We start from the raw sequence: 23,759 nt of genomic DNA on the forward strand, positions 1-23,759 counted from the left end.
CAGTGAAACGATGCATCGCCGATGGTAGTGTGGAGCTTCTCCATGTGAGAGTAGGTCATCGTCAAGATTCAAACCCAGAACCCCTGATCGCCTTGCGATCGGGGGTTTTGCTTTGCGCGAAATAAAATTAATGACCTGCAAAACTCTCTAACTGGACGCTCATCCTCGTACCCCTTAAGGTGCGCCCTTGAGTATCACTCTGACGAGTCAAGGAAGCAGGCATGCCCCACACGACCACGCTCACCGCCGGTTTCATGGTGGTTCATGGCAACCGACTGGATGAACTGCGCAGCCTGGTCGTGTCATGGATGCGACGTTATCCCCTGGCACCGCTTGAGAACGAAATCGCGCTGGTGCAGAGCAACGGTATCGCCCAATGGTTAAAGCTGGCCCTGGCAGAGGATGCCGAGGATGAAGACCAGGGCGGCTGCGGTATCGCAGCCGCTGTAGATGTGCAGCTACCCGGCAGTTTCATGTGGCAGCTCTACCGGGCCGTACTGGGCCGCGAAGAAATCCCGCTGACCTCGCTGCTGGACAAGGCCCCGCTGACCTGGCGTCTCATGCGTCTGCTTCCTGAATTGATTGACCGCCCGCATTTCGAGCCACTGCAGCGCTTCCTGACGGTCGATGCCGACCTGCGCAAGCGTTATCAATTGTCCGAGCGGCTCGCCGACCTGTTTGACCAATATCAGGTGTACCGCGCCGACTGGCTGGAAGACTGGGCCGCCGGCCGCCATCAACTGCGCTCTGGGCGCGGCGAGGCAAGGCCCTTGAGCCCTGCCAACATCTGGCAGGCCGAATTGTGGCGCGCCCTGCTGCACGATGTCGGTACCGAAGGCATGGCTCAAAGCCGTGCCGGTGTGCACCAGCGTTTCATGGCGCGCATCCAGAGCCTGGATCAGGCCCCTGCCGGCCTGCCGGCGCGGGTCATCGTCTTTGGCATTTCGTCGCTGCCGGCACAGGCACTCGAAGCGCTGGCCGGACTGGCGCGCTTCAGCCAGGTCTTGCTGTGCGTGCACAACCCTTGTCGCCACCATTGGGCCGATATCGTGGCGGACAAGGACTTGTTACGTCACCAGGACAAGCGCCAAGCGCGCAAGAGCAGCATGCCACTGGTGCTGGATCCGCAATCGCTGCATCAGCACGCGCATCCACTGCTCGCGGCCTGGGGCAAGCAGGGCCGTGACTACATCAACCTGTTGGACAGCCACGACAACCCCCACAATTACCGTTTCTGCTTCAAGGACGAGCGGATCGACCTGTTCAGCGACGGCGATCCCAAACACCTGCTGGGCCAGGTCCAGGACGATATTCTTGAACTGCGTCCGCTCGATGAAAGCCGCGCCTTATGGCCGGACGTCGACCCGCTGCAGGACCGTTCGATCCGTTTCCACGTCGCCCACAGTGCCCAGCGTGAAGTCGAGGTCCTGCATGACCAGTTGCTGGCCCGCTTCAGTCACGATCCCGAGCTGCGTCCGCGCGACATCATCGTCATGGTGCCGGACATCGACAGCTATGCACCGCATATCCGGGCCGTATTCGGCCAGATCGAGCGCGACGACAAACGCTTCATCCCGTTTACCCTGGCCGACCAGGGGCAACGCGGCCGCGACCCGCTGCTGATCGCCGTCGAACACCTGCTCAAACTGCCCGACAGCCGTTTTCCGGTCAGTGAAATCCTCGACCTGCTTGATGTGCCTGCCTTGCGTGCCCGCTTTGGCATCCAGGAGCGCGACCTGCCGACCCTGCATCGCTGGATCGAGGGCGCCGGTATTCGGTGGGGACTGGATGCCCGCCAACGTGTCAACCTGGGCCTGCCCGGCGCACTGGAGCAGAACAGCTGGCAGTTTGGCTTACGCCGCATGCTGCTGGGCTATGCCGTCGGTGCCGGCGAAGCCTGCCAGGGCATTGAACCCTACGATGAAATCGGCGGCCTGGATGCGGCCCTGATCGGCCCGCTGGTCGCCTTGATCGATGCACTGGACATCGCCTACACCGAGTTCTCCAGCGTTGCCACTGCCCAGCATTGGGGCGTGCGCCTGCAAACCTTGCTGCAGGTGTTTTTCCAGGCTGAAAGCGAGCACGACGACTACCTGCTCGCGCAACTGGAAAGCCTGCGTGAAACCTGGTTGCAGACCTGTGAGTCGGTTGCCCTTCAGGACCCATTGCCGCTGACAGTCGTGCGTGAAGCCTGGCTGGCCGGACTGGACCAGGGGCGTCTGTCGCAGCGTTTTCTGGCCGGTTCGGTGAATTTCTGCACCTTGATGCCGATGCGCGCCATCCCGTTCAAGGTGGTCTGCCTGCTGGGCATGAACGATGGCGATTACCCGCGCGCGCAACCGCCACTGGACTTCGACCTGATGGGCAGCGACTACCGTCCCGGTGACCGCTCGCGGCGCGAGGATGACCGTTACCTGCTGCTCGAAGCATTGCTGTCGGCCCGTGACCAGCTTTATATCAGTTGGGTCGGGCACAGCATTCGCGATAACAGTGAGCGTCCAGCCTCTGTGCTGGTCGGGCAATTGCGTGATCATCTGGTCAGCGGTTGGCGACTGGCACAAGCAGACCCCGACGATAGCCCGGGTGAGGCGCTGATCAAGGCGTTGACCCTCCATCATCCGCTGCAGCCCTTCAGTGTTCGTTATTTCCAGCAAGATTCTGGTTACTTCAGCTTTGCCCGCGAATGGCAGGCATTGCACGGTGAGCAAGATGCCAGTGCGCCTGTGCCCGCCACCCAGCTGGCTGCGCACGAGCCCCTGGAACCCCTGAGCCTGCAGCAGTTACACGATTTTCTGCGCAACCCGGTCAAGCACTTCTTCACCCAGCGGCTCAAGGTGTTTTTCGATCAGCGCGAGGCCCCGCTGGCCGATGAAGAACCCTTCGTGCTCGATGCCCTGCAACGCTATGGCCTGACCGAAAGCCTGCTGGGCGCCGCGATGCTCAAGCCAGACGCTGTCGAGCAGGCCTTGCATACCCAGGCCCTGCGCCTGCAAGGCAGTGGCCTGCTGCCCATGGCCGGTTTCGGTACCTCGCTGCAAGCCGAGTTGCTCGAACCGCTGCCAGGTGTGCTGCAGCGCTATCACGCCTTGCTCAGTCGTTGGCCACAGCGGCTCGACAGCGCGTTGCCGGTCAGTGTCGAGCACCGCCAGGTGCAGCTTGATGGCTGGCTCGACGGCTTGCACCGTAATGCACGGGACGAACTGCTGGCCGTCACGGTCATCCCCAATGGCATTGGCTCGAAGAAAACCCGCAAGTGGCACCGGCTGATCCGGCCCTGGGTCAATCATCTGGTGGCCTGTGCCTGTGACCTGCACCTGACCACCGCGCTGGTGGCCACCGACGAAACCTTGTTGCTGCCGCCGCTGGACAAACAAACGGCTGGCGAAGCCTTGAACGACCTGCTCAGTGGCTGGCTCAATGGCATGCAGCAGCCTCTGCCGATTGCGCCAAAAACCGCCTTTGCCTGGCTCGGACAGCCGGCCGACAAGGCCGAGGCCGCCGCGCGCAAGGCTTACGAAGGCGACGGCCAGAACAGCAATGGCGAGCGTGCAGAAAGCACCGCCTTGCTGCGGCAGTACCCGGACTTCGACGCGCTGCTCGACAGCGAAGAATTCGCCGGTTGGTGCGAATCGCTCTACAAACCCTTGTATGACGCCCCCTGGCAGGGCGAGGAGGCGGCCGAATGAATCCTGTTACCTCAAGCGCCCGGCCTCTGGCCCTGCGTTTTCCGCTGCGCGGCAGCCAATTGATCGAAGCCAGCGCCGGCACCGGCAAGACCTTCACCATCTCGGCCCTGTATGTGCGCCTGGTCCTGGGTCATGGTGACGAGCTGTCGCGATTCGGCCGCGAACTGCTGCCACCGCAGATTCTGGTTGTGACCTTTACCGATGCGGCCACCAAAGAGCTGCGTGATCGCATCCGTACTCGCCTGGCAGAAGCCGCGCGTTTCTTTCGCGACGAAATTCCGGCCCCCGATGCACTTGTCAGCGAGCTGCGTGACGAGTTCGCCCCTGAGCAATGGCCCTCCTGTGCCAGCCGGCTGGACATTGCCGCGCAATGGATGGACGAAGCGGCCGTCTCGACCATCCACAGCTGGTGCCAGCGCATGCTGCGCGAACACGCTTTCGACAGCGGCAGCCTCTTCACCCAGAGCCTGGAAACCGATCACAGCGAATTGCTCGGTGAAGTGCTGCGCGATTACTGGCGGCGTTTCTGCTACCCCATGGACGGCGCTGCACTGGCTTGGGTACGCGAAAACTGGGGTGGCCCGGCGGCCTTGCTGACGCGTGTGCGCGGTTTGTTCGGACGTGAGTTCGAAGCCTCTGCGCAGGAGCCGGCACACCTGATCCTGAGCGTGCTCGAACAACGTCGCGCGGCGCTGGTCGAGCTCAAGGCACCTTGGGCCGCCTGGGGCAGCGAGCTCTACACCTTGTTCCAGGGTGCCGTGGCCGCCAAGCACGTCAACGGCCGGCAGATCCAGGAGCGCTTCTTCAAGCCCTGGTTCGACAAGCTCACCGCCTGGGCACTGGATGAAAAACAGGAATACCTCGACCTGGGCACCGGCTTTACGCGCCTGACCCCGGAGGGTATCGCCGAGTCCTGGAAGGTCGAACCGCCGCAACACCCTGCTTTTGTGGCGATGCAGGCCTTGCAGAGCGCACTGGAGCGCCTGCCGACCCCCGATGCCGAATTGTTGCAGCACGCCGCCGCCTGGGTGAGCGCCCGCTTCGAAGCCGAGAAACACCGCCGCGCAGAAATGGGCTTCGACGACATGCTGCTCAGGCTCGACACCGCCTTGCTGGCGGCTGGCGGCGAGCGATTGGCGAGCCTGATTCGCGAGCAGTTCCCGGTGGCACTGATCGACGAATTCCAGGACACCGACCCGGTGCAATACCGGATCTTCGACAGCATCTACCGCCTGGAAGATAACGATGAGCAGACCGGCCTGTTCCTGATCGGCGACCCCAAGCAGGCGATCTATGCGTTCCGTGGCGCCGACATCTACACCTACCTGCGCGCGCGCAAGGCCACCGCCGGCCGCTGGCATACCCTGGACACCAACTACCGCTCCAGCGTGACCATGGTCGAGGCGGCCAACCATGTGTTCCTTAGTGCCGAACAGCGCGAGGCCGGTAAAGGTGCCTTCCTGTTCCGTGACGGCAAGGATAATCCGGTGCCGTTTCAGCCAGCCCGGGCGCAGGGGCGCAAGGAGCGCCTTGAACTCGACGGCCAACCGCTGTCGGCCCTGACTGTGTGGCAACTGTCGAATGAGCAACCGGTGTCCGGTACGGTCTATCGCCAGCAACTGGCCGCCAGTTGCGCCAGCGAAATCGTGCGCCTGCTCAATGCCGGCACCCAGGGCCGCGCTGGCTTTGCCCGTGACGGGCAAGCCTTGCGCAGGCTGCTGCCGGCCGATATCGCGATTCTGGTGCGCGACGGCAAGGAGGCCCAGGCGGTGCGCAGCGAACTGGCCCGGCGTCATGTGCGCAGTGTGTACCTGTCGGACAAGGACTCGGTCTTTGCCGCCCAGGAAGCCCACGATGTGCTGGCCTGGCTCAAGGCATGCGCCGAGCCGGATGTCGAGCGTACCTTGCGCGCCGCGCTGGCCAGCATCACTCTGGCCTTGCCGCTGGCCGAGCTTGAGCACCTGAACCAGGACGAACTGGCCTGGGAAGAGCAGGTCATGAAGTTTCGTGGCTACCGCGGCCTGTGGCGCACGCAAGGCGTGCTGCCGATGCTGCGACGTCTGCTGCACGACTTCAAGCTGCCGCAAACCCTGATGGCCCGCAGTGATGGCGAACGGGTGCTGACCAACCTGCTGCACCTGTCCGAACTGCTGCAACAGGCCGCTGCCGAGCTCGATGGCGAACAGGCCTTGATCCGCCATCTGGGCGAGCACCTGGCGCTGTCCGGCCAGGCCGGCGAAGAGCAGATCCTGCGTCTGGAAAGCGATGAGCAACTGGTCAAGGTGGTGACGATTCACAAGTCCAAGGGCCTGCAGTATCCGCTGGTATTCCTGCCATTCATCTGCTCCAGCAAACCGGTGGACGGCACGCGCCTGCCGCTGCACTTTCACGATGAAAACGGTCAGGCCCGCATCAGCCTGCAACCGACCGACGCGCTGATCAAGCGCGCCGACGACGAGCGCCTGGCCGAAGACCTGCGCCTGCTCTATGTCGCCATGACCCGCTCCGAGCACGCCTGCTGGCTGGGCGTGGCCGACCTCAAGCGCGGCAATGCCAACAGCTCGCAGCTGCACCTGTCGGCGCTGGGCTACCTGCTGGGCGCAGGCCTGCCACTGAGTGACAGCGCGCAGTTGGGCGAGTGGCTGAAGGCACTCGTCAAGGGCTGCCCGGCCATCGCCCTGCAAGCGGTGCCGGAGCCTGACGACACGCTTTTCAGCCCGCCGCTCAAACCGACCCGCCAGCTCAAGACATTGCTGCCCCGGCGCAAGGCGGCCGATCACTGGTGGATCGCGTCCTACAGCGCGCTGCGCATTGGCGATGGCATTACCGCCAGCGGCGACAGCGCCCCCGACACGCCGCTGGCCCAGAAACTGTTCGACGACGAGCGTCCAGAGACGCAGGCGGCGCGCGACCCCTTGCCGGGCACCAGCGACCTGCACCGTTTCCCGCGTGGACCGAACCCCGGCACCTTCCTGCACGGTTTGCTCGAATGGGCGGGCAAAGAAGGGTTTGCCCTGGCGGCCAGCGACCCGGAAGGTGTGCTCGACACTGTTGCCCGACGTTGCAACCTGCGCGGCTGGCAGGCCTGGATCAAGCCGTTGACCGACTGGCTGCTGCACCTGTTACAGATGCCTTTGCTGACGACACAGGGCGCTCGCCCCCTGGCGCTGGCGGCACTGGACCAGCCCAACCAGTACCGCATCGAGATGGAATTCTGGTTCGCCAGCCATTATGTCGATGTCGCGCGCCTGGACGAACTGGTGCGCGCCCATACCCACGACAACGCTCCGCGTGCACCACTGCAAACCACCACCCTCAATGGCATGTTCAAGGGCTTTATCGACCTGACGCTCGAACATGACGGGCGCTATTACGTGGCCGACTACAAGTCCAACTGGCTGGGCGACGACGACAGCGCGTATACCGACGAGGCCATGCAGGCCTCGATCCTGGAGCATCGCTACGACCTGCAATACACCCTCTACCTGCTGGCCCTGCACCGTCAGCTCAAGGCGCGATTGCCCGGCTACGACTACGACCAGCACATGGGCGGCGCGCTGTACCTGTTCTTGCGCGGCAGCCGTGCGCCGGGGCAGGGCGTGTATTTCACCCGCCCACCCCGCGAGCTGATCGAAAGCCTCGACCGGCTCTTTCAAGGCCAGTCGCAGGCGTCGCTTCGCCCAGGAGAATTCGCATGAGCCGCACCTTCGCCCAACTGCTGCCGACACCACTGGAAGCCGACAGCCTGACCCGGCTGATGCCGCTCGCACGTATCGATGACCTGCTGCTGTTGCTGGACCGCTGGACCGAGCGTGGCTGGTTGCGGGCGCTGGACCGGGCGTTCGTGGCCTTTCTGGCGAGCCTCGATGCCCAGGCTGATCCGCGGGTGCTGCTGGCGGCGGCGCTGACCAGCCACCAACTGGGCCATGGTCATGTGTGCCTCGACCTTTACGAGACACTCAAGGCGCCGGACTTTGCCTTGTCGCTGCCGCCCGAGGGTGACCTGCACAGTGGGCCTATGCTGCTGCCGTCGCAACTGCTGGCCAGCCTGGATGGCGCGGCCTGGTGCCAGGTCCTGGCTGACAGCTCGCTTGTGGCCAGTGCCGATGACCACAGCCCACACGCCCTGCAAAAGCCGCTGGTCATGGCCGACCGGCGCCTGTACCTGCGCCGTTACTGGAACTATGAACGGCGCATCGACGCCGTGCTGCGTCAGCGCCTGTCGGCCGAAGAAACCCCGCCGCCCGATCTGGCGGGGCGGCTGGAGGCGCTGTTCGGCAAGCCCGGCGCGGTCATCGACTGGCAAAAGCTGGCCTGTGCGCTGGCCACGCGCCGCGGGTTCAGCATCATCACCGGGGGCCCTGGCACCGGCAAGACCACCACCGTGGTGCGTTTGCTGGCGCTGTTGCAGGAGCCCGCTGTGCACAGCGGCCAGCCCTTGCGCATTCGCCTGGCAGCGCCGACCGGCAAGGCGGCGGCGCGCCTGACCGAGTCGATCAGCCAGCAGGTCCGGCAATTGACCATCGACGAGACAGTGCGCGAGCGCATCCCCAGCGAGGTCACCACCGTGCACCGCTTGCTGGGCAGCCGGCCTGGCACCCGGCACTTTCGTCATAACGCTGGCAACCCCCTGCCGCTGGACGTGCTGGTGGTCGACGAAGCCTCGATGATCGACCTGGAAATGATGGCCAACCTGCTCGACGCCTTGCCACCCCATGCACGCATGGTGCTGCTCGGTGACAAGGACCAGCTGGCCTCGGTGGAAGCCGGTGCTGTGCTGGGTGATCTGTGCCGCGATGCCGAGGCCGGCTTCTACAGTCCGCAGACCCAGGCCTGGCTGGAGTCGGTCAGCGGCGAAAACCTGCACGCCAGCGGCTTGCAGAGCGGCGATGACCTGCAGCACCCGCTGGCACAGCAAGTGGTCATGCTGCGGCACTCGCGGCGTTTCGGCGAAGGCAGCGGCATCGGTCAGCTGGCGCGACTGGTCAACCAGCAGCAATACGCCCAGGCCCGTGCCTTGCTGGCCGGCAACACCCATGCCGACCTGTTTGTGCGCGTACTCAAGAATGAACAGGACCTGCACTTCGAACAGATGGTGCTCGACGGTCACGGCAGCGGGCCGCAGGGTTACCGGCATTACCTGAGCGTGCTGGCGCAACAGCGCCCTGCGCCGCAGGCGGCCTTGAGCGACCCGTGCTGGACCGGCTGGGCCCGTGCGGTCTTGCAGGCGTTCGATGAGTTTCAATTATTGTGTGCGGTGCGCAAGGGGCCCTGGGGCGTCGAAGGGCTCAACCTGCGCATTACTCACGCGCTGTTCAATGCCGGTCTCATCGGCAGCGAGCAGCAATGGTACGAAGGCCGGCCGGTATTGATGACCCGCAACGATTACGGCCTTGGCCTGATGAACGGCGACATCGGCATTGCCTTGAGGGTGCCGGAGCGTGAAGACCAGGGGCAGCACGTACTGCGCGTGGCGTTCCCTCGCAATGACGGCAGTGGGGAGGTGCGGTTCATCCTGCCCAGCCGGCTCAACGATGTCGAAACGGTCTACGCCATGACCGTGCACAAGTCCCAGGGCTCGGAATTTGCCCACACCGCGCTGATCCTGCCCGAGGCCCTTAACCCGGTGCTGACCAAGGAATTGATCTACACCGGCATCACCCGCGCCAAGCATTGGTTCAGTCTGCTGGAGTCACGCCAGGGCGTGTTCGAACAAGCCCTGCAACGCAAGGTCAAGCGCCTGAGCGGGTTGATGTTGGGCCTGTAACGATCGATGTGGCCATGCCAAAACCCATGGTTGCGCCTTTATGGCGCAGCCATGGCGCCTGACTTCGCTACCTGATTCCACCCCCCGCTGCCTTTGACGCGCTAAATGCAGCCGTCTAAACCGACACTTTCCAGCACGGCACTATTACAGAACAAAGGACGCAAAATGCTGCGAGGTTGATTTGCCTTTAGCGCAATGATTGCTTCTGAAATGCATAATTGTGGGAAAGCGGGGGCGTGCCTACCATCGGTCCATGGTCGCACCCCCCGCCACGCAAGGCCGGCAGTCGACTTTCCCCTGGCTGCCGGAGATTCTTACAATGACAACTGCGCAGATCACCACCGAGCCCCTGGCCTCGCGCATGCCCAGAAGCAAACTGTACAAACTGGTCATCGCTTCCTCCATTGGCAACGCGCTGGAGTGGTTCGACCTGATCGTCTATGGCTTCTTCGCCATGACCATCTCCAAGCTGTTCTTCCCCAACACCGACGAAACCGTCTCGCTGTTGCTGGCACTGGGCACCTTTGCCGTGTCCTACATGATTCGCCCGCTGGGCGCGATTGTGCTGGGCTCCTATGCCGACCGCATCGGCCGCAAGGCGGCAATGCTGATCTCCATCTGGCTGATGATGCTCGGCACTTTCCTGATCGCGATCATGCCCACCTACGAAACCATCGGCCTGCTGGCACCCATCGGCATCTTTGTCGCGCGGCTGATCCAGGGCTTTTCTGCCGGGGGCGAGTTCGGCAGTGCCACCGCGTTGCTGGTCGAACATGCCCCGGAGCGCAAGGGCCTGATCTCCAGCTTCATGTTCGCCAGCCAGGGCATCAGCGGCCTGCTGGCCTCCGGTTTCGGCCTGCTGCTGACCACCACCCTGACCACGCAAGAGCTTGAATCGTGGGGCTGGCGCATCCCGTTCCTGTTCGGTCTGCTGATCGGCCCGATCGGCCTGTACATCCGCCGGCACATCGACGAGGCCACCGAGTTCAAGCAGGCCGCACCGGAACACACCCCGGTAGGCACTCTGTTCAAGGCGCACAAGTACCGCATGGTGCTGGCCATCGGCGCCTTGGTGCTGTCGACCTCGGTAAGCTACGTCATCATCTACATGCCCACCTACGCCGTTAAGCAACTGGGCCTGACGGCCTCGATCGGTTTCGCCGGCACCTTGCTCAGTGGCCTGGTCCTGACCGTGTTGACCCCGTTCATTGGCCACCTCTCGGACGTGTTCGGTCGTACCCGCATCATGTTCTGGGCCGCGCTGGTCTTTGTCGCCAGCATCTATCCGGCGTTCTCCTGGCTGGCAGCTAACCCGACGCTGATGGCGCTGCTGGCCGTGCTGTTCTGGATGAGCGTGCTCAAGGCCGTGTACTTCGGTGGCCTGCCGGCCTTGATGTCGGAGCTGTTCCCGACCCAGGTCCGCGCCACCGGCATGGCCCTGAGCTACAACATCGGCACCACGATCTTTGGCAGTTTCACGCCGTTCTTCGTCGCCTGGCTGATCGGGGCCAGCGGCAACAAACTGGCCCCCAGCTTCTACCTGCTGGTGACCGGACTGCTCAGCCTCATCACCCTGCTGGCCATCCGGCAACAGCTCAAGCGCTCCTGATTGTTTGACAGCTTCCAATCACCTGAAGACTCTGGAGTGGGCTATGTTCGAATCACGCTTCAAGCAGGCGCTGGCCGCCACCGTTGGCCTGTGCGCGGCCAGCACGGCGCAGGCCGGTTTTGTCGAAGACAGCCACCTGACCCTGGGCCTGCGCAACTTCTACGTCGACCGCGACTTCAAGCAGGACAACGCGCCCAAGTCGCGCACCGGCAGTTGGTCGCAAGGCTTCGACCTGCAATTCAAGTCCGGCTACACCGACACGCCCGTACAGTTTGGCCTGGATGTCGGCGCCGACTTCGCCTACCGGCTGGACGGCGGCAAGGGCCGCTCGCCCGATGGTGTGCTGCCGGTGGAAACCGACGGCAGCCCGGTACATGACTACGGCCATGCCAATGTCGCCGCCAAAGTGCGCTATTCGAAAACCGAACTGCGCATCGGTGACCAGCGGCCGAACCTGCCGGTGGCATCCTTCGACCCGACCCGCCAACTGGCGACCCGCTACGAAGGCGCGGTCCTGGAGTCCAGGGAAATCCAGGACCTGACCCTGACCGCCGGCCGGCTGTGGAGCATCACCGGGCGCGAGTCGGCCAATCGCGAAGACCTCTACCTGTGGGGCGACACCCCGGCGCAATCGAGCGACGGGCTGAATTTCGCCGGTGCCAGCTACGCCTTTACCCCGACGTTGTCCGGCACCTACTTTTACGCGCAGCTCGAAGACATCTACCGCCAGCATTACCTGGGGCTGGCGCACAAGCTGCCACTCGGGAATGGTTTCACGCTCAAGACCGATGCGCGCTACTACAACACGAAGGAAGAAGGCCAGGCCCTGTCCGGCCGGGTCGACAACCGCACCTACGGCCTGATGTTCAGCCTCAACAAGGGCAGCCACACCTTCGGTGCCGGCTATCAGCGCATGATGGGCCTGGACACCTTCCCGACCTTCAACAACTACGCGCCGGCCCCTTACCTGATCAACTGGTCGGCGCTGGGCTTCGTCAAGCCCGGCGAGCGCTCCTGGCAGGTGCGCTACGACTACGACTTTGCCGGCCTGGGCCTGCCGGGGCTGAAATGGATGGCGCGCTGGATGGAAGGCAACGACATCGACCTGGGCCGGCAGAGCCACGAAACCGAGCGCACCTCAATCCTCAGCTACGTCGTCCAGAGCGGCCCGCTCAAGGGCCTGGGCGCCAACTGGATGAACATCGGCGTCAACGTGCGCGACACCTCCCGCTACGAAGAAAACCGCCTGGCCCTGACTTACACCGTCAATTTCTGGTAACCCGCCTGCCCACATCCTGGGCCTACAACCGGCTCACGGTCACCAGTTGCTCTTCCAGAAAACTCAGGAAGTAGCGAATCAGCACCGGCAACTTGCGCCCGGCCATGATCTGCACCTGCAGGCTGCGCTGGCGCAGTTGCGGGTCGCTCATGGGCACCAGCACCAGATTGTCGCGGGCAGCCGTGCCACTGACCGTGGCTGCTCCGCACAGGGCAATCACATCTGCGGAGTGGCGCACCGCGTTGTAGATGGCGCCCAGCGAGTGGCTGGCGTAGGCCGGCACAAGGGTCAGGCCGTGCAGGTGGCAGGCGATGTCGAACAGATAGCGGATGGTCGACCCGGCATGCGGCAAGGCCAGCGGGTATTCGCGCAATTGCTGTACGCTCAATGACGTGCTGCCGGCCAGCGGATGACTGGCCGGCATCAGTGCGCTGATCGGCGACTCGCAGCTCAGGGAAATCTCCACGCCCAGTGTCGGCGTCAGGCTGAAGGTCAGGGCGATGTCGACCATGCCTTCCTTGACCAGTTGTGACGCCTTGGCGGCATCCACCACCTGCAAGTCGAAGCTGGCCCCCGGATGAAAGCCGCGAAACTGCGCGCACACCCGTGGCAGGAACTCCCACGCCATGCCTTCCGGGCAGGCCAGGGCGATCCTGTGCTGCTGCAAGGTATTGAGGCCGCGCATCTCGGCGATGACGTTCTTGATTTCCAGTTGATTGCGGTTGGCGTAGGCCAGCAGCAGTTCGCCCGGTTCGGTCAACTGCATGCCGCGTGGTTTACGCTCGAACAGCAACACCCCCAGTTGACCTTCAAGATTGCTGATCTGGCGGCTCACCGCCGACACCGCGACATGCAAGTCTTCAGCGGCAGCCGACAGCGAGCCGGTCCTGGCCACACTGTGGAAATAACGCAAGGGCAGGTCGTGCATCGCCGGGCTCCATTGGCAAACTGCTTCAAAAATGTGCAAGCCTGACTTGCCGTAAAGGCAAGGATGAGTTGAAAACTTGATAATTGTTGCAAGTCAGGTCGTCACGTTAACCTGCCACGCATCGTCGGTCGAGCGCTTCGTGATCGCCCGCCAGCCACTGCCTGTCAGCAAGGAACCCTTATGTCGACCCTTTCTGCGAACACGCGCGCGCAGGCCATTGAGCTGGCTGCCCGGCACTACACCAGTGGCGCATTTCTGGAGATTCTCAACCGGCGCGTGGCACAACGAACCGAAAGTCCGAATCCCGATTGCGTCGTGCCGCTGCGCGACTACCTGCTGCTTGAGCTGCAACCGACCCTGCAGGCCCTGGGCTTCACCTGTCGCCTGGTGGACAACCCGCAGACTGGCAAGCCGCCGCTGTTGTTTGCCCAACGCATCGAAGACCCGGCGCTGCTGACCCTGCTCAGCTACGGCCATGGCGATGTCACCCGTGGTCAGGACGAACTCTGGCAGGCGGGCACCGGGCCCTGGCAGGTCAGCGTCAAGGACGGCCGTCTGTACGGTCGCGGCACGGCTGACAACAAGGGCCAGCACAGCATCAACCTCGCGGCCCTGGAGGCGGTGTTGCAAGCCCGGCAAGGCCGGCTGGGCTTCAACCTGAAGATCATTTTCGAGATGAGCGAGGAAGTCGGCTCGCCAGGACTGGAGCAGGCGTGTCGCGACAACGCCGAAGAACTCGCCGCCGACCTGTTCCTGGCCTCCGATGGTCCCCGCGTGCGCCATGACGTGCCAACGCTGTTTCTCGGCTCGCGCGGGGTGTGCCAGTTTCGCCTGACGCTCGATACGGGCAACGGCAATCGTCATTCGGGCAACTGGGGCGGCATCATCACCAACCCGGCCATCGTGATAAGCCACGCTCTGTCCAGCCTGGTCTCGCCCAGCGGCCAATTGCTGGCGGACTTCATGCGCCCGGCGCCGATGAGTGAGGCCGTGGCGGCGCTGGTGCGCGACCTGCCGGTCGGTGGCGAAAGCTTTGACCCGCAACTCAACCCGGCCTGGGGCGAACCTGGCCTGAGCGTCGGCGAGAAGCTGTTCGGTTGCAACACGCTGGAAGTGGTCGGCCTGTCGGCGGGCAGTACGGTCAAGGTCATCGGTGCCATTCCGGGCCGTGCGGAAATGGTCTGCCAGTTGCGCTTTGTCGCCGGCACCCAATGGCAATCGCTGGCCGACAACCTGCGCCGCCATCTTGATGAGCACGGATTCGACGCGGTGCAGGTCCAGGTCGAAGGCGGCTACGCGGCCACCCGGCTGGACCCGCAGCACCCCTGGGTCGGCTTTGTGCGCGAGTCGGTCAGCACCAGCCTCGGCGAGCCGGTCACCGTGCTGCCCAACCTGGGCGGCACCATTCCCAACCATTGCTTTGCCGATGTGCTGGGCCTGCCGACGGTCTGGCTGCCGCACTCCTACCCATCGTGCCAGCAGCACGCACCGGACGAGCATTTGCTGGAAAGTATCGTCGAGCAAGGTCTTAAAGCGGCAGCCGGGCTGTTCTGGGATCTGGGCGAGCACGCCGCCTCGCTGCGCGGCTCGCTGGGTTGAGATGTAGAAGCCGACGGCCCGCCGCGGGGGCCGTCGGCATCAGGCCGGTCAGCCGGCAGACGCAGGGGTTCTCCAGTCATCGGAGCCGGATGTGCCACAGATCTCGTGGGTCCAGGTGATCTTGCGATAGGTCATGTGGACATCTTCCAAATGAGTGAAGTGGGCGTTGCCCGGGTCTTGGCAGTTATGCATGTAGTCACGCATGTCGACGATGATCGCGTCTTCCAGTTTGGTGGTGTAGTAGTGCTCTTGCGTGCCGGAGGCCGAGGTGCGGAACCACTTGATGACGACCTCGGTCAGGCGCTCGCCCGAGGTCAGCGCCGCCAGCAGCAGCGGCGAGGCCTTGTCGAATACCTTGGTGATGCACACCGGCTTGTGCACGCGTTGCCCGGTTGGCTGGCCGGACTGCGGATCACGCGGGATGATGACCTCGTGACTGAATCCCTGGACCATGACCTGGTCCTCGTGGCCCTCCTGGTAAGCGTTTCCGATCGAATCGGCGGTAAAGGCACCTGCGGTGATCAGGCCTTGCTTGGTGCCAGTGATAGACATGTAAGCGGGTGTAGCCATGAGTCATTCTCCTTCCAGTGAATAAGCACCCGGTGGACATGCCGTCCGGGACCCATGGGCTATACCAAAAAGCGTGCCGATTGATAAAAGTCCTTATAAATCATGTTGATAAGTGATTTTTTTGGTTTTTCAACGATTCAGCTCTGCTGAAAACCTGCTTTTTCGCGCAATACCCCGCATCCCCCTCTGCAAACCCTTGCGCAGTTACTTGCAAGCCTCGAACAGCCAGCCCTGCCAACCGCTATCAACAAGCTTATCCACCGCCCGCTGCGCAAGCCATTGCGCATCAAAGCCATACGCCTGTATCGAACCCGACCGCGATAAATCCGCCGCCGTAGTCTTCAATGAATGAACACAGCAGCCCCATCGCGTGATGACATCGGCATTCGCACGCCAAGGAGAACAACCATGAATATCGCCTTCATCGGTCTGGGCAACATGGGCGCGCCCATGGCCTGCAACCTGCTCAAGGCCGGGCACCGTGTGCACCTGTTCGACATCGACAAGAACGCCCTGGCCGAACTGGCCAGCCAGGGCGGCCAGATCAGCGAGTCGCCCGCCCAGGCCGCGCAAGGCAGTGAGCTGGTGATCACCATGCTGCCGGCCGCCGCCCATGTGCGCCGTGTCTACCTGGACGACAACGGCGTGCTGGCCGGTATCCAGCCCGGCACCCCGGCTATTGACTGCAGCACCATCGACCCCCAGACCATCCGCGAGCTGGCCGACATCGCCGCCGCTCAGGGCGTCACACTCAGCGATGCGCCGGTATCCGGTGGCACGGCCGGCGCCCGGGCCGCCACCCTGACCTTCATGGCGGGCGGCTCCAGCGAGCATTTCGAGCGTATCAAGCCGGTGCTGGCGCAGATGGGCCGCAATATCGTGCACTGCGGCGACACCGGCACCGGGCAGATCGCCAAGCTGTGCAACAACCTGCTGCTGGGCATCTCCATGATCGGCGTGGCCGAAGCCATGGCCCTGGGCGATGCCTTGGGCATCGACACCCAAGTGCTGGCCGGGGTCATCAACAGCTCCACTGGCAGTTGCTGGAGTTCGCAGAGCTACAACCCCTGGCCCGGTATCGTCGACACCGCGCCGGCCTCGCGTGGCTACAGTGGTGGGTTTGCCGCCGACCTCATGCTCAAGGACCTGGGGCTGGCCGCGCAGGCTGCACGCAGCGCCCACCAGCCGGTCATGCTCGGGGCGCTGGCCGAGCAACTGTTCCAGGCCATGAGCCAGCGCGGCGAAGGCGGCCTGGATTTCTCGGCCATCATCCAGGCCTACCGGCGGTAGGACCGCTTCAGCCGGGAACCCGGTGTACACCGGTTCCCGGTCATGTCCAGAAAATGCCAAATCGCCATCCACCTTGTAAAACCTGTCACACCTTGTCCAACCTTTATGAATGCAGATGCATACGATTCTCTTTTACCTATCGAGTCGTAAGGATCTTCCATGCCTTCTCCATTCCGTCTGCGCCCTTCGGCTGTAATGATGAACCTGGCTCTGGCCGCACTGGCCAGCGGTCAGGCCCATGCCGACCAACCGTCCCAGGACCTGGCCAAGACCAGCCCTCAGGTGCTTGCGCTGGACGAGGTGGTGGTCACCGCCGCCGGTTACGAGCAAAGCGTGGAGCAGGCCCCGGCGTCGATTACGGTCATCACCGGCGAAGAACTGCGCAAGAAATCCTTTCACGACCTGACCGATGCCTTGCGCGATGTCGAGGGCGTGACGGTCAACGGCAGCGCCAACGAAACCGATATCTCGATCCGTGGCATGCCGGCCGACTACACCCTGATCCTGGTCGACGGCAAGCGTCAGAGCGCGCGTGAGTCGAGGGTCAACGGTAACCGTGGCTACGAGCAGAGCTTCGTGCCGCCGGCCGAGGCCATCGAACGGATCGAAGTGGTGCGCGGACCGATGTCGTCGCTGTACGGCTCCGACGCCATCGGCGGCGTGATCAACATCATCACTCGCAAGGTCACCCCCGAGTGGGGCGGCTCGGTCACCTATGACTATTCGGCCCGCCAGCACAGCGACCAGGGCAATGCCCGCCAGACCCAGTTCTACCTCAATGGTCCGTTGATCGCGGACACCCTGGGTCTGCAGGCCTGGGGCCGTTATCTGGATCGCCAGGCCGATGACGACGTCGAGATCACCAACGGCTACACCAAGGCCGACCACAAGGACATCACCGCGCGCCTGGCCTACACGCCAACCGTTGACCACGACATCCTCATCGAAGGCGGCGCCACGCGCCTGAAGAACGGTGATGGCCTGAGCCCCAACTGGGCCACCCGCGAGCAGGAAAACAACCGCGACCACCTGTCCCTTTCGCACCAGGGCCGCTGGGGTTGGGCGACTTCGGACGTGTCGCTGGCCTGGGAAAAATCCAGCCGCGAAGGCCTGGCCACGGAAAGCCAGGCCGACGTGCTGGGGCGCAAGCCCACCGTGGAAAACACCGTGCTCGACGCCAAGCTGGTAATGCCCACCGAGCGCAATATCACCACCACCGGCCTGCAATGGAACGACACCCGGGTCACCGACTGGAACCAGGCGCTGGGCGACCGCAAGAACTATGAGTATTCGGTGGTGCAGAAAGCGCTGTTCGCCGAAAACGAATGGTCGGTCACCGACACCTTCGCCCTGACCACCGGCCTGCGCATGGACCACCACGAACAGTACGGCGTGCATTTCAGCCCGCGCCTGTATGGCGTGTGGAACGCCACCGACGAGTGGACCTTCAAGGGCGGCGTGGCCCGTGGCTTCAAGGCGCCAGAGCTGCGTGCGGTGATCGAAGACTACGCCGTGCTGCGCCGCAACACCTTTGCCATGCTCGGCAACCCGGACCTCAAGCCCGAGACCAGCACCAACTATGAGCTGTCGGCGCTGTGGTCCAACCGCGACAACCTGTCGGCCGGCGCCACCGTGTTCTACAACGACTTCAAGGACAAGCTCTCGACCGTCACCACGACCGAGCGCTACAACGGCTTTATCGTCATGGAGCGGGTCAACGTCGACAAGGCCGTGATTCAGGGCGTAGAGCTCAACGGCCGTTGGGACGTGACCGACACCGTGGCGATCAAGAGCAACTTCACCTACACCGACTCCGAGCAAAAGAGCGGTGCCAACGCCGGCGCGCCCCTGGCGCTGACCCCCGAGCGCAAGGCCAACGTGCGCGCCGACTGGCAGTTCAGCGACCGCCTGGACCTGTACGCGGCGATCAACTACTACGGCAAGGAGTACGGCAGCACCCTGACCGAAGCTCCGGCCCCGGCCTACACCACCGGCGATCTCGGCGGCTCGTATGAATTCAGCAAGCACCTGAGCTTCAACGCCGCCCTGCAGAACGTCACCGACAAACGCCTGGACGACGAAACCTACGGCAACGTCAACTACGGCCGCACCCTGTGGGCGAGCACCACGGTACGGTTCTGACAACCCGGCCGGACGTCGATTCGCAGGGGGCGCAACAGGGCTTGTTCAAGGCACCCTCCCACCCGTTGGATGTCGCCCTGGATTTCGGGCCTGGCATCAGACTGTGGGAGGCAGCTCTGCTGGCGAAGGCGGCGGTACAGGCGCAACAGATGTACCGGTTTTACTGTCGGATCGCCGCCCGAAGCAGAGCCCCCTCCCACCTGTCAGGCATTCGACAACATTCACCCTGACTGATCGGCATTACGCCTGCGCGCCAGGCAACCGCACCACTGCACACAGCCCCGTCGGCAGGCGATTCTCCAGGGTCAGCTCGCCGCCGTGGGCCTGGAGACAGGCGCGGGCAATCGCCAGTCCTAACCCCAGCCCGCCGCCTTGGGCATGCTCTGTACCGCCCTGGCCCAACTGCACGAACGGCTCGAACACCTGGCTCAGCCAGGCCGGTTCGATGCCGGGGCCATGGTCGCGAATCTCTACACGAATATCCCCGTCGTCCTCTACCCAGGCGCGCAGCGTCGCGTCCCCGGCATGGCGCAGGGCGTTATCGATCAGGTTGGTCAGCGCACGCTTGAGCGCCAGCGGCCGGCAATGGCAGAAAATCGCCGTCTCGCGCGCCCAGCCAATGGCGTGCCCCATGCTGGCGTAGCGGCGCGCCAGATCGTCCAGCAAGTCGCTCAGGCACAGGCGCACCGTGTCTTCCTGCACCGCATCACCGCGCACGAAGTTCAGGGTCTCGCGGACCATCGCCTGCAACTCATCGAGGCTGTCGAGCATGTCGTCGCGCGCCGCGTCGTCATCAAGCAACTCCAGTTGCAGGCGCAGTTCGGTGATGGGCGTGTTCAGGTCATGACTGATCGCGGCCAGCATACGGGTGCGGCCCTCGACATGCCGGGCGATTTAAACGCGTGCGTCAGGTCGCGGGCTTCCTGCGGGCCCTGCAAGGGCAAGGGCGCAATCCATTCGCCGCGGCTGACCCGCTCGGTGGCCTGTGCCAGGCGCTTGACTGGCTGCACCACGCGGCGCATGAAGAAAAACACGATCAACAGCACCGGAATCGTGGTCACCGGCAGGCTGTAGCTGAGGATGCGGCTCCACTCGTAGCCGCCGGTGGGATGCTGGATGGCGTTCAGGTAGGCGCCACTTGGCAAGTCGATGCTGGTGCGCAGCCGCAACGGTGCCCAGCCGGCACCGCTGAACACCCACTCGCGGGCATTGCCGCCACTGGTGCGCTCCAGTTGCATACCGACGGATAGACCCGGTGGCAGGGTCAGGCGCTTGCCCAGATCAGCAATCAACCGCTGCTCTTCGGGACGCATGCCCCTGGCATCGGCCACAGGATGGCTGGCCACCCAGAAATGCGCTTCATCGGTCTGCATGGCGGCCAGCAGGCGCGAGGCGTTCTCGGGCGTCAGGTTCTCAGCCGCATGGTAGGCGGTGATCAGCCGCTCCAGCGCCAGCGTGCGCGACAGCGGGTGCAGCAGCGCGCCGGTGCGTTGCAGGTAAAGCATGGCAATCGCATTGCAGGCCAGCAGCGCCAGCAACACCTGCAGTCCCAGTTGATGCGCCATGCGCCTGGGCCACAGACGGCGCAGCACGCTCATGCCGGCACCTGCACGACCGGGCTGGCCAGTATATAGCCGTCGCCCCAGACCGTGCGCAGCAGCTCCGGCACCGCCGCGTTGTCACGCAGCTTGCGCCGCAGCCGGCTGATCTGTCGGTCGATGGCGCGGTCGAACACTTCGTGGTCGGGGCGGGTGGTCAGGTCGATCAGTTTCTGGCGGCTGAGCACCTGGTTGGGATGGGCAAGAAACACACTGAGCAAGCGGCTTTCCACGCGGCTCAGACGCACCATCGAGCCATCGCTGTGCACCAGCAGGCCGGTGCTGTGAGTAAAGCTGAGCCCGGCAAACGCGTGGCGTACCGTGTCGGCAATGACCGGCACGGCCGGTGCAGCGGCCACTGTCGCCCCGCGCCGGCGCAACAGGCTGTTGATCCGGGCCACCAGCTCACGTGGCTCGAACGGCTTGGTCACGTAATCGTCGGCACCAATGTCCAGACCCCGCACCCGGTCGGCGCTGGTGTCGCGGGCGGTCAGCAGAATCACCGGGATGTTCTCGCGCCGGTGCAGGCGATGGCACAACTCGAAGCCGTCGCCATCGGGCAGCATCACGTCCAGCACGATGACATCAAAGCGTTGCTGTGCCAGCAGTTGCCACATGCCGGCCGCATCCTCGGCGGTGCGCACCTCGAACCGATGCCGGCGCAGGTACACCGCCAGCGGATCGCGGATCTTGCGGTGGTCATCGACCACCAGGATGCGCGGTGGGCAAGGGGCAGGGGAGGCAACAGAGCTCATCGAAAGACCTGGACGACGGCGGTTTTGGAGATGATTCTCATTAACGAGCCGGCATTCTAGCGCATCACTTGCCATTTGCCGCGCCTGCGACAATTGTTCGCACGCCGCAGACGTCAGACACCGAAGCTCCTGTGGGAGGCGGCTTGCCGGCGATAGCGTTCTGTCAGTCACCGCCACCCCCACGGCCCAGCCTCACCTTATGAGCCCCATGCCATCCGGCATACACTACCCCCGCACAAACCCCGCAATCGCCCCGGCCAGTACATCGTAGAACGCCTCGACCGCCGGCACGCCCCGGGCGCGCAGGCTGCCATGCACCATGCCGCTACCCACATGCACCTGTGCCGGCACGCCCGCCGCCTGCAAGCGCTCGGCATAGGCCAGGGCCTCGCTGTACAGAATGTCGTACTCCGCCACGCCAATGAACGCCGGCGCCAAGCCGTCGAAACGGCTGGCCAATAGCGGCATCGCCCATGGGTTTTGCCGTTGCGCAGGATCGGGCAGGTAACCGGCCACGGCATCGGCCAAGGCCTGCACCGACAGCGAGGGCGCGTCATGGTAAAGGCTGGCCGAAGGCTCAAGGCTGACGGGCGTCAGCACCGGATACAACAACGCCTGCCCCAGCGGCTGAGCATGACCCTGGTCGCGCAACGCCTGGCACAGGCCCCCGGCCAGCGCACCGCCGGCACTGTCCCCAGCTACCACTACACGGTGTGGGTCCAGCGCTGCATGCAGCTGGCCACCGGCAATGGCATGCCAGGCACTCAGGCTGTCATCCAGCGCCGCCGGAAACGGATGCTCCGGCGCCAGGCGATAGGCAACCGCCACAATGGCGATCTGCAGCCGCTCGGCAATGGCGTAGGCAAACCAGTCATGGGTGTCCAGCGCGCCGTGGTCCCAGCCGCCGCCATGCAGGTACAGCAGCACCGGCCAGCCGTTCTGTGGCGCAGGCGCCGGCGGCAGGTACAGGCGCAGCGCCAGCGTGCCAAGCGTCAGGTCGCTCACCTCCCAGCCTTCGGGCCTGGGCGGCGTGAAATGCCGGCACGCGCGCAGGAACGCCTCGCGCCCGCCGGCCAGCGTGCCATCGCTGGCGCCCAGGCGCTGGCTGGTGTCCATGAAGTGGCGAATGCCGTTGTCGAGGTTGAACCGCTCGGTGAAACCGTTGCTCATGAGTTGGGCCTTTGCGTGATGTGGGTTCAGCACATGGCCCATGGATCTTGCTGTTCAGGTCGTGGCGTGAACAAGTGACGGCAGGGGGCGGGCCAGAGGCGGTCCAGTGTGCCATTGCTGCTGACGCGCAGCAGGCACCACCCGTCGAACCGCGTGTCTTGTCAGCGCGCGGCGCCGCCGGTCATTGGCATCAAGACGTCTGTGACAACGAAGAGTCGGTGTTTGACGGCTCAGTCTTTTCCGTTTCACCAGACGCCTGTGGACTCTTGAAGCGATCTTCCTCGAACAGATCCTTCACGGTGTCCCAGAGGGTCGACAGGATCTTCATGGGTTTTAAAGGCCCATCATCCATCGTCCAGATAGCCTTGGCGATCAGGTCGTGCTCGAAATCATCCGGATACAGTGCACGATCAAGGACCGGCAGTGACCGGTAATGTTCGAGCGCGTCGCTCAGGGTGTTGGTGACATGGCCGGTGGCCTTGTAATCAGCCTGGCCCTGAAGGGCATTCGCCTGTCGCCAGGCTTGCTCCTGATCATCAGCGGCGCGCAAGGCGGCGCGGCGCTCATTGACCGTGAACGTATCGCTCTCATCAAAGGCAATCAGACTCAGTTGCTCGCGTGACAGGTCCTCGAACGGGTTGGTGGCGTTGCCGTTGAGAAAGTCGGTGGCCTGACGGGCCCGAGCCAACAGACCTGAATCATCGGTATCGGGGACTTCGGCATCGTGTGCAGCTTTATTGGCCAAGTAGCCTGCGCCCACCAGCTCACTGATCAACGCCTGGGCTTTTTGCGACAGGGCATGTTGATCCAGCGTGGCTTCGCGGATATCGGCGCGTACGGCAGCCTCGCTGAGCTGGCCGGCCAGGGACGACACGATCACACCGCTGGCGCTGGATGCGCCTGCGCTGTTCAGGCTTTCGCCGGTGGGCGTGTGCAAGACATTGCGGTTCACGCTGGTGGCCGAAGTGTTATTGATCACCAGGGTGAGATTGGAAAGAGGATTGAGCATGAGGTCCGTCCTTGAGTGAGGAGATGCATTCCTTTGGGCTGGCCCAACTCATCGGTTTAACGGCCGGCAAGGCGGATGCTTGAGTGCCTTGCTGGTGGCGGCCTGTCATTGAGGCTTGGGACAACTGGTCAGGGCCTCGCTCAGAGCGCGCTCGTGAGTTCCATGAGTGGCGGGGTCTAGGGTTTTGCGGTGATGTAATAATTGTGTCTGTCTACGCGCCCATGAGGCTGCTCGAGGCGTACCTCAAGGGTATGTACCAGTCGGGTGTTTGCGTCAGTGTTTGTATGAGCGCCAGGGCATGGCGGCTTTGCTCAGGGCTTAGCCAGATTGGACCTGTGGAGAGGCGGGCGTTCTCAA

The 23,759-nt window shown here is 63.8% G+C and carries 13 protein-coding genes and 1 pseudogene; 8 read left to right on the forward strand and 6 right to left on the reverse strand.

Annotated features, from left to right (window positions below; genetic code table 11):
• Nucleotides 1-221: 221 nt before the first annotated feature.
• The 5 genes from recC to DGA31_RS28510 all read left to right on the forward strand — a co-directional run bounded on the left by recC (nucleotide 222) and on the right by DGA31_RS28510 (nucleotide 12,341).
• The gene (gene recC, locus DGA31_RS28490; RefSeq protein WP_109514796.1) at nucleotides 222-3,686 is read left to right on the forward strand and encodes an exodeoxyribonuclease V subunit gamma; all 3,465 of its coding nucleotides are present in this window, start codon (nucleotides 222-224) and stop codon (nucleotides 3,684-3,686) included.
• Entirely contained in the window at nucleotides 3,683-7,384 is a 3,702-nt protein-coding gene (gene recB, locus DGA31_RS28495) for an exodeoxyribonuclease V subunit beta (RefSeq protein ID WP_109514797.1), read from the forward strand. The genes recC and recB overlap by 4 nt, the downstream gene beginning before the upstream one ends.
• Nucleotides 7,381-9,453, forward strand: a complete 2,073-nt coding sequence (recD, locus tag DGA31_RS28500) for an exodeoxyribonuclease V subunit alpha (RefSeq protein WP_109514798.1) — start codon at nucleotides 7,381-7,383, stop codon at nucleotides 9,451-9,453. Before recB ends, recD begins: the two co-directional genes overlap by 4 nt.
• Nucleotides 9,454-9,772: 319 nt before the next feature.
• Entirely contained in the window at nucleotides 9,773-11,062 is a 1,290-nt protein-coding gene (locus tag DGA31_RS28505) for an MFS transporter (protein WP_056836064.1), read from the forward strand.
• A gap of 43 nt (nucleotides 11,063-11,105) precedes the next feature.
• The gene (locus DGA31_RS28510) at nucleotides 11,106-12,341 is read left to right on the forward strand and encodes an OprD family porin (protein ID WP_109514799.1); all 1,236 of its coding nucleotides are present in this window, start codon (nucleotides 11,106-11,108) and stop codon (nucleotides 12,339-12,341) included.
• Between the two features lie 22 nt (nucleotides 12,342-12,363).
• On the opposite strand, the gene DGA31_RS28515 is transcribed toward DGA31_RS28510, so the two are convergent.
• On the reverse strand, nucleotides 12,364-13,269 hold the full coding sequence (locus DGA31_RS28515; protein WP_056836061.1) for a LysR family transcriptional regulator: 906 nt from the start codon (nucleotides 13,267-13,269) through the stop codon (nucleotides 12,364-12,366).
• 180 nt (nucleotides 13,270-13,449) lie between these two features.
• Here DGA31_RS28515 and DGA31_RS28520 point away from each other — a divergent pair, with 180 nt between their 5' ends.
• On the forward strand, nucleotides 13,450-14,868 hold the full coding sequence (locus DGA31_RS28520) for a M20 family metallopeptidase (protein ID WP_109514800.1): 1,419 nt from the start codon (nucleotides 13,450-13,452) through the stop codon (nucleotides 14,866-14,868).
• Between the two features lie 48 nt (nucleotides 14,869-14,916).
• Here DGA31_RS28520 and DGA31_RS28525 read toward each other — a convergent pair whose 3' ends face one another.
• Entirely contained in the window at nucleotides 14,917-15,438 is a 522-nt protein-coding gene (locus DGA31_RS28525; protein WP_109514801.1) for an Hcp family type VI secretion system effector, read from the reverse strand.
• A gap of 408 nt (nucleotides 15,439-15,846) precedes the next feature.
• Here DGA31_RS28525 and mmsB point away from each other — a divergent pair, with 408 nt between their 5' ends.
• Both mmsB and DGA31_RS28535 read left to right on the forward strand, forming a co-directional pair.
• A complete protein-coding gene (gene mmsB, locus DGA31_RS28530; protein ID WP_109514802.1) occupies nucleotides 15,847-16,728 on the forward strand; it encodes a 3-hydroxyisobutyrate dehydrogenase in 882 nt (293 codons plus the stop codon).
• A gap of 159 nt (nucleotides 16,729-16,887) precedes the next feature.
• Complete coding sequence (locus DGA31_RS28535; protein ID WP_109514803.1) at nucleotides 16,888-18,870, forward strand: TonB-dependent receptor domain-containing protein; 1,983 nt, start codon at nucleotides 16,888-16,890, stop codon at nucleotides 18,868-18,870.
• Between the two features lie 240 nt (nucleotides 18,871-19,110).
• Here the strand turns inward: DGA31_RS28535 and DGA31_RS28540 are convergent.
• The 4 genes and pseudogenes from DGA31_RS28540 to DGA31_RS28555 form a co-directional block, all read right to left on the reverse strand.
• Nucleotides 19,111-20,435 (reverse strand): annotated as a pseudogene (locus DGA31_RS28540) (ATP-binding protein).
• A 29-nt stretch (nucleotides 20,436-20,464) separates the two neighbouring features.
• Nucleotides 20,465-21,223 carry a response regulator transcription factor gene (locus tag DGA31_RS28545; protein ID WP_109514804.1) on the reverse strand — a complete coding sequence of 253 codons (759 nt, stop codon included), beginning with the start codon at nucleotides 21,221-21,223 and terminating at the stop codon, nucleotides 20,465-20,467.
• A gap of 225 nt (nucleotides 21,224-21,448) precedes the next feature.
• Nucleotides 21,449-22,393, reverse strand: a complete 945-nt coding sequence (locus DGA31_RS28550) for an alpha/beta hydrolase (RefSeq protein WP_109514805.1) — start codon at nucleotides 22,391-22,393, stop codon at nucleotides 21,449-21,451.
• A 190-nt stretch (nucleotides 22,394-22,583) separates the two neighbouring features.
• Nucleotides 22,584-23,402, reverse strand: coding sequence for a hypothetical protein (locus DGA31_RS28555; protein ID WP_109514806.1), 819 nt, complete (start codon nucleotides 23,400-23,402; stop codon nucleotides 22,584-22,586).
• Between the last annotated feature and the right edge of the window lie 357 nt (nucleotides 23,403-23,759).

This window comes from Pseudomonas ovata (assembly GCF_003131185.1).
GTDB lineage: Bacteria > Pseudomonadota > Gammaproteobacteria > Pseudomonadales > Pseudomonadaceae > Aquipseudomonas > Aquipseudomonas ovata.

Bases quoted from the DNA above. Each gene is read 5' to 3' on its own strand.
- DGA31_RS28520 (WP_109514800.1), top strand. From the start codon at position 13,450: ATGTCGACCCTTTCTGCGAACACGCGCGCGCAGGCCATTGAGCTGGCT.
- recC (WP_109514796.1), top strand. From the start codon at position 222: ATGCCCCACACGACCACGCTCACCGCCGGTTTCATGGTGGTTCATGGC.
- DGA31_RS28515 (WP_056836061.1), bottom strand. From the start codon at position 13,269: ATGCACGACCTGCCCTTGCGTTATTTCCACAGTGTGGCCAGGACCGGC.
- DGA31_RS28525 (WP_109514801.1), bottom strand. From the start codon at position 15,438: ATGGCTACACCCGCTTACATGTCTATCACTGGCACCAAGCAAGGCCTG.
- DGA31_RS28535 (WP_109514803.1), top strand. From the start codon at position 16,888: ATGCCTTCTCCATTCCGTCTGCGCCCTTCGGCTGTAATGATGAACCTG.
- DGA31_RS28545 (WP_109514804.1), bottom strand. From the start codon at position 21,223: ATGAGCTCTGTTGCCTCCCCTGCCCCTTGCCCACCGCGCATCCTGGTG.
- recB (WP_109514797.1), top strand. From the start codon at position 3,683: ATGAATCCTGTTACCTCAAGCGCCCGGCCTCTGGCCCTGCGTTTTCCG.
- DGA31_RS28510 (WP_109514799.1), top strand. From the start codon at position 11,106: ATGTTCGAATCACGCTTCAAGCAGGCGCTGGCCGCCACCGTTGGCCTG.
- mmsB (WP_109514802.1), top strand. From the start codon at position 15,847: ATGAATATCGCCTTCATCGGTCTGGGCAACATGGGCGCGCCCATGGCC.
- DGA31_RS28505 (WP_056836064.1), top strand. From the start codon at position 9,773: ATGACAACTGCGCAGATCACCACCGAGCCCCTGGCCTCGCGCATGCCC.
- DGA31_RS28555 (WP_109514806.1), bottom strand. From the start codon at position 23,402: ATGCTCAATCCTCTTTCCAATCTCACCCTGGTGATCAATAACACTTCG.
- recD (WP_109514798.1), top strand. From the start codon at position 7,381: ATGAGCCGCACCTTCGCCCAACTGCTGCCGACACCACTGGAAGCCGAC.
- DGA31_RS28550 (WP_109514805.1), bottom strand. From the start codon at position 22,393: ATGAGCAACGGTTTCACCGAGCGGTTCAACCTCGACAACGGCATTCGC.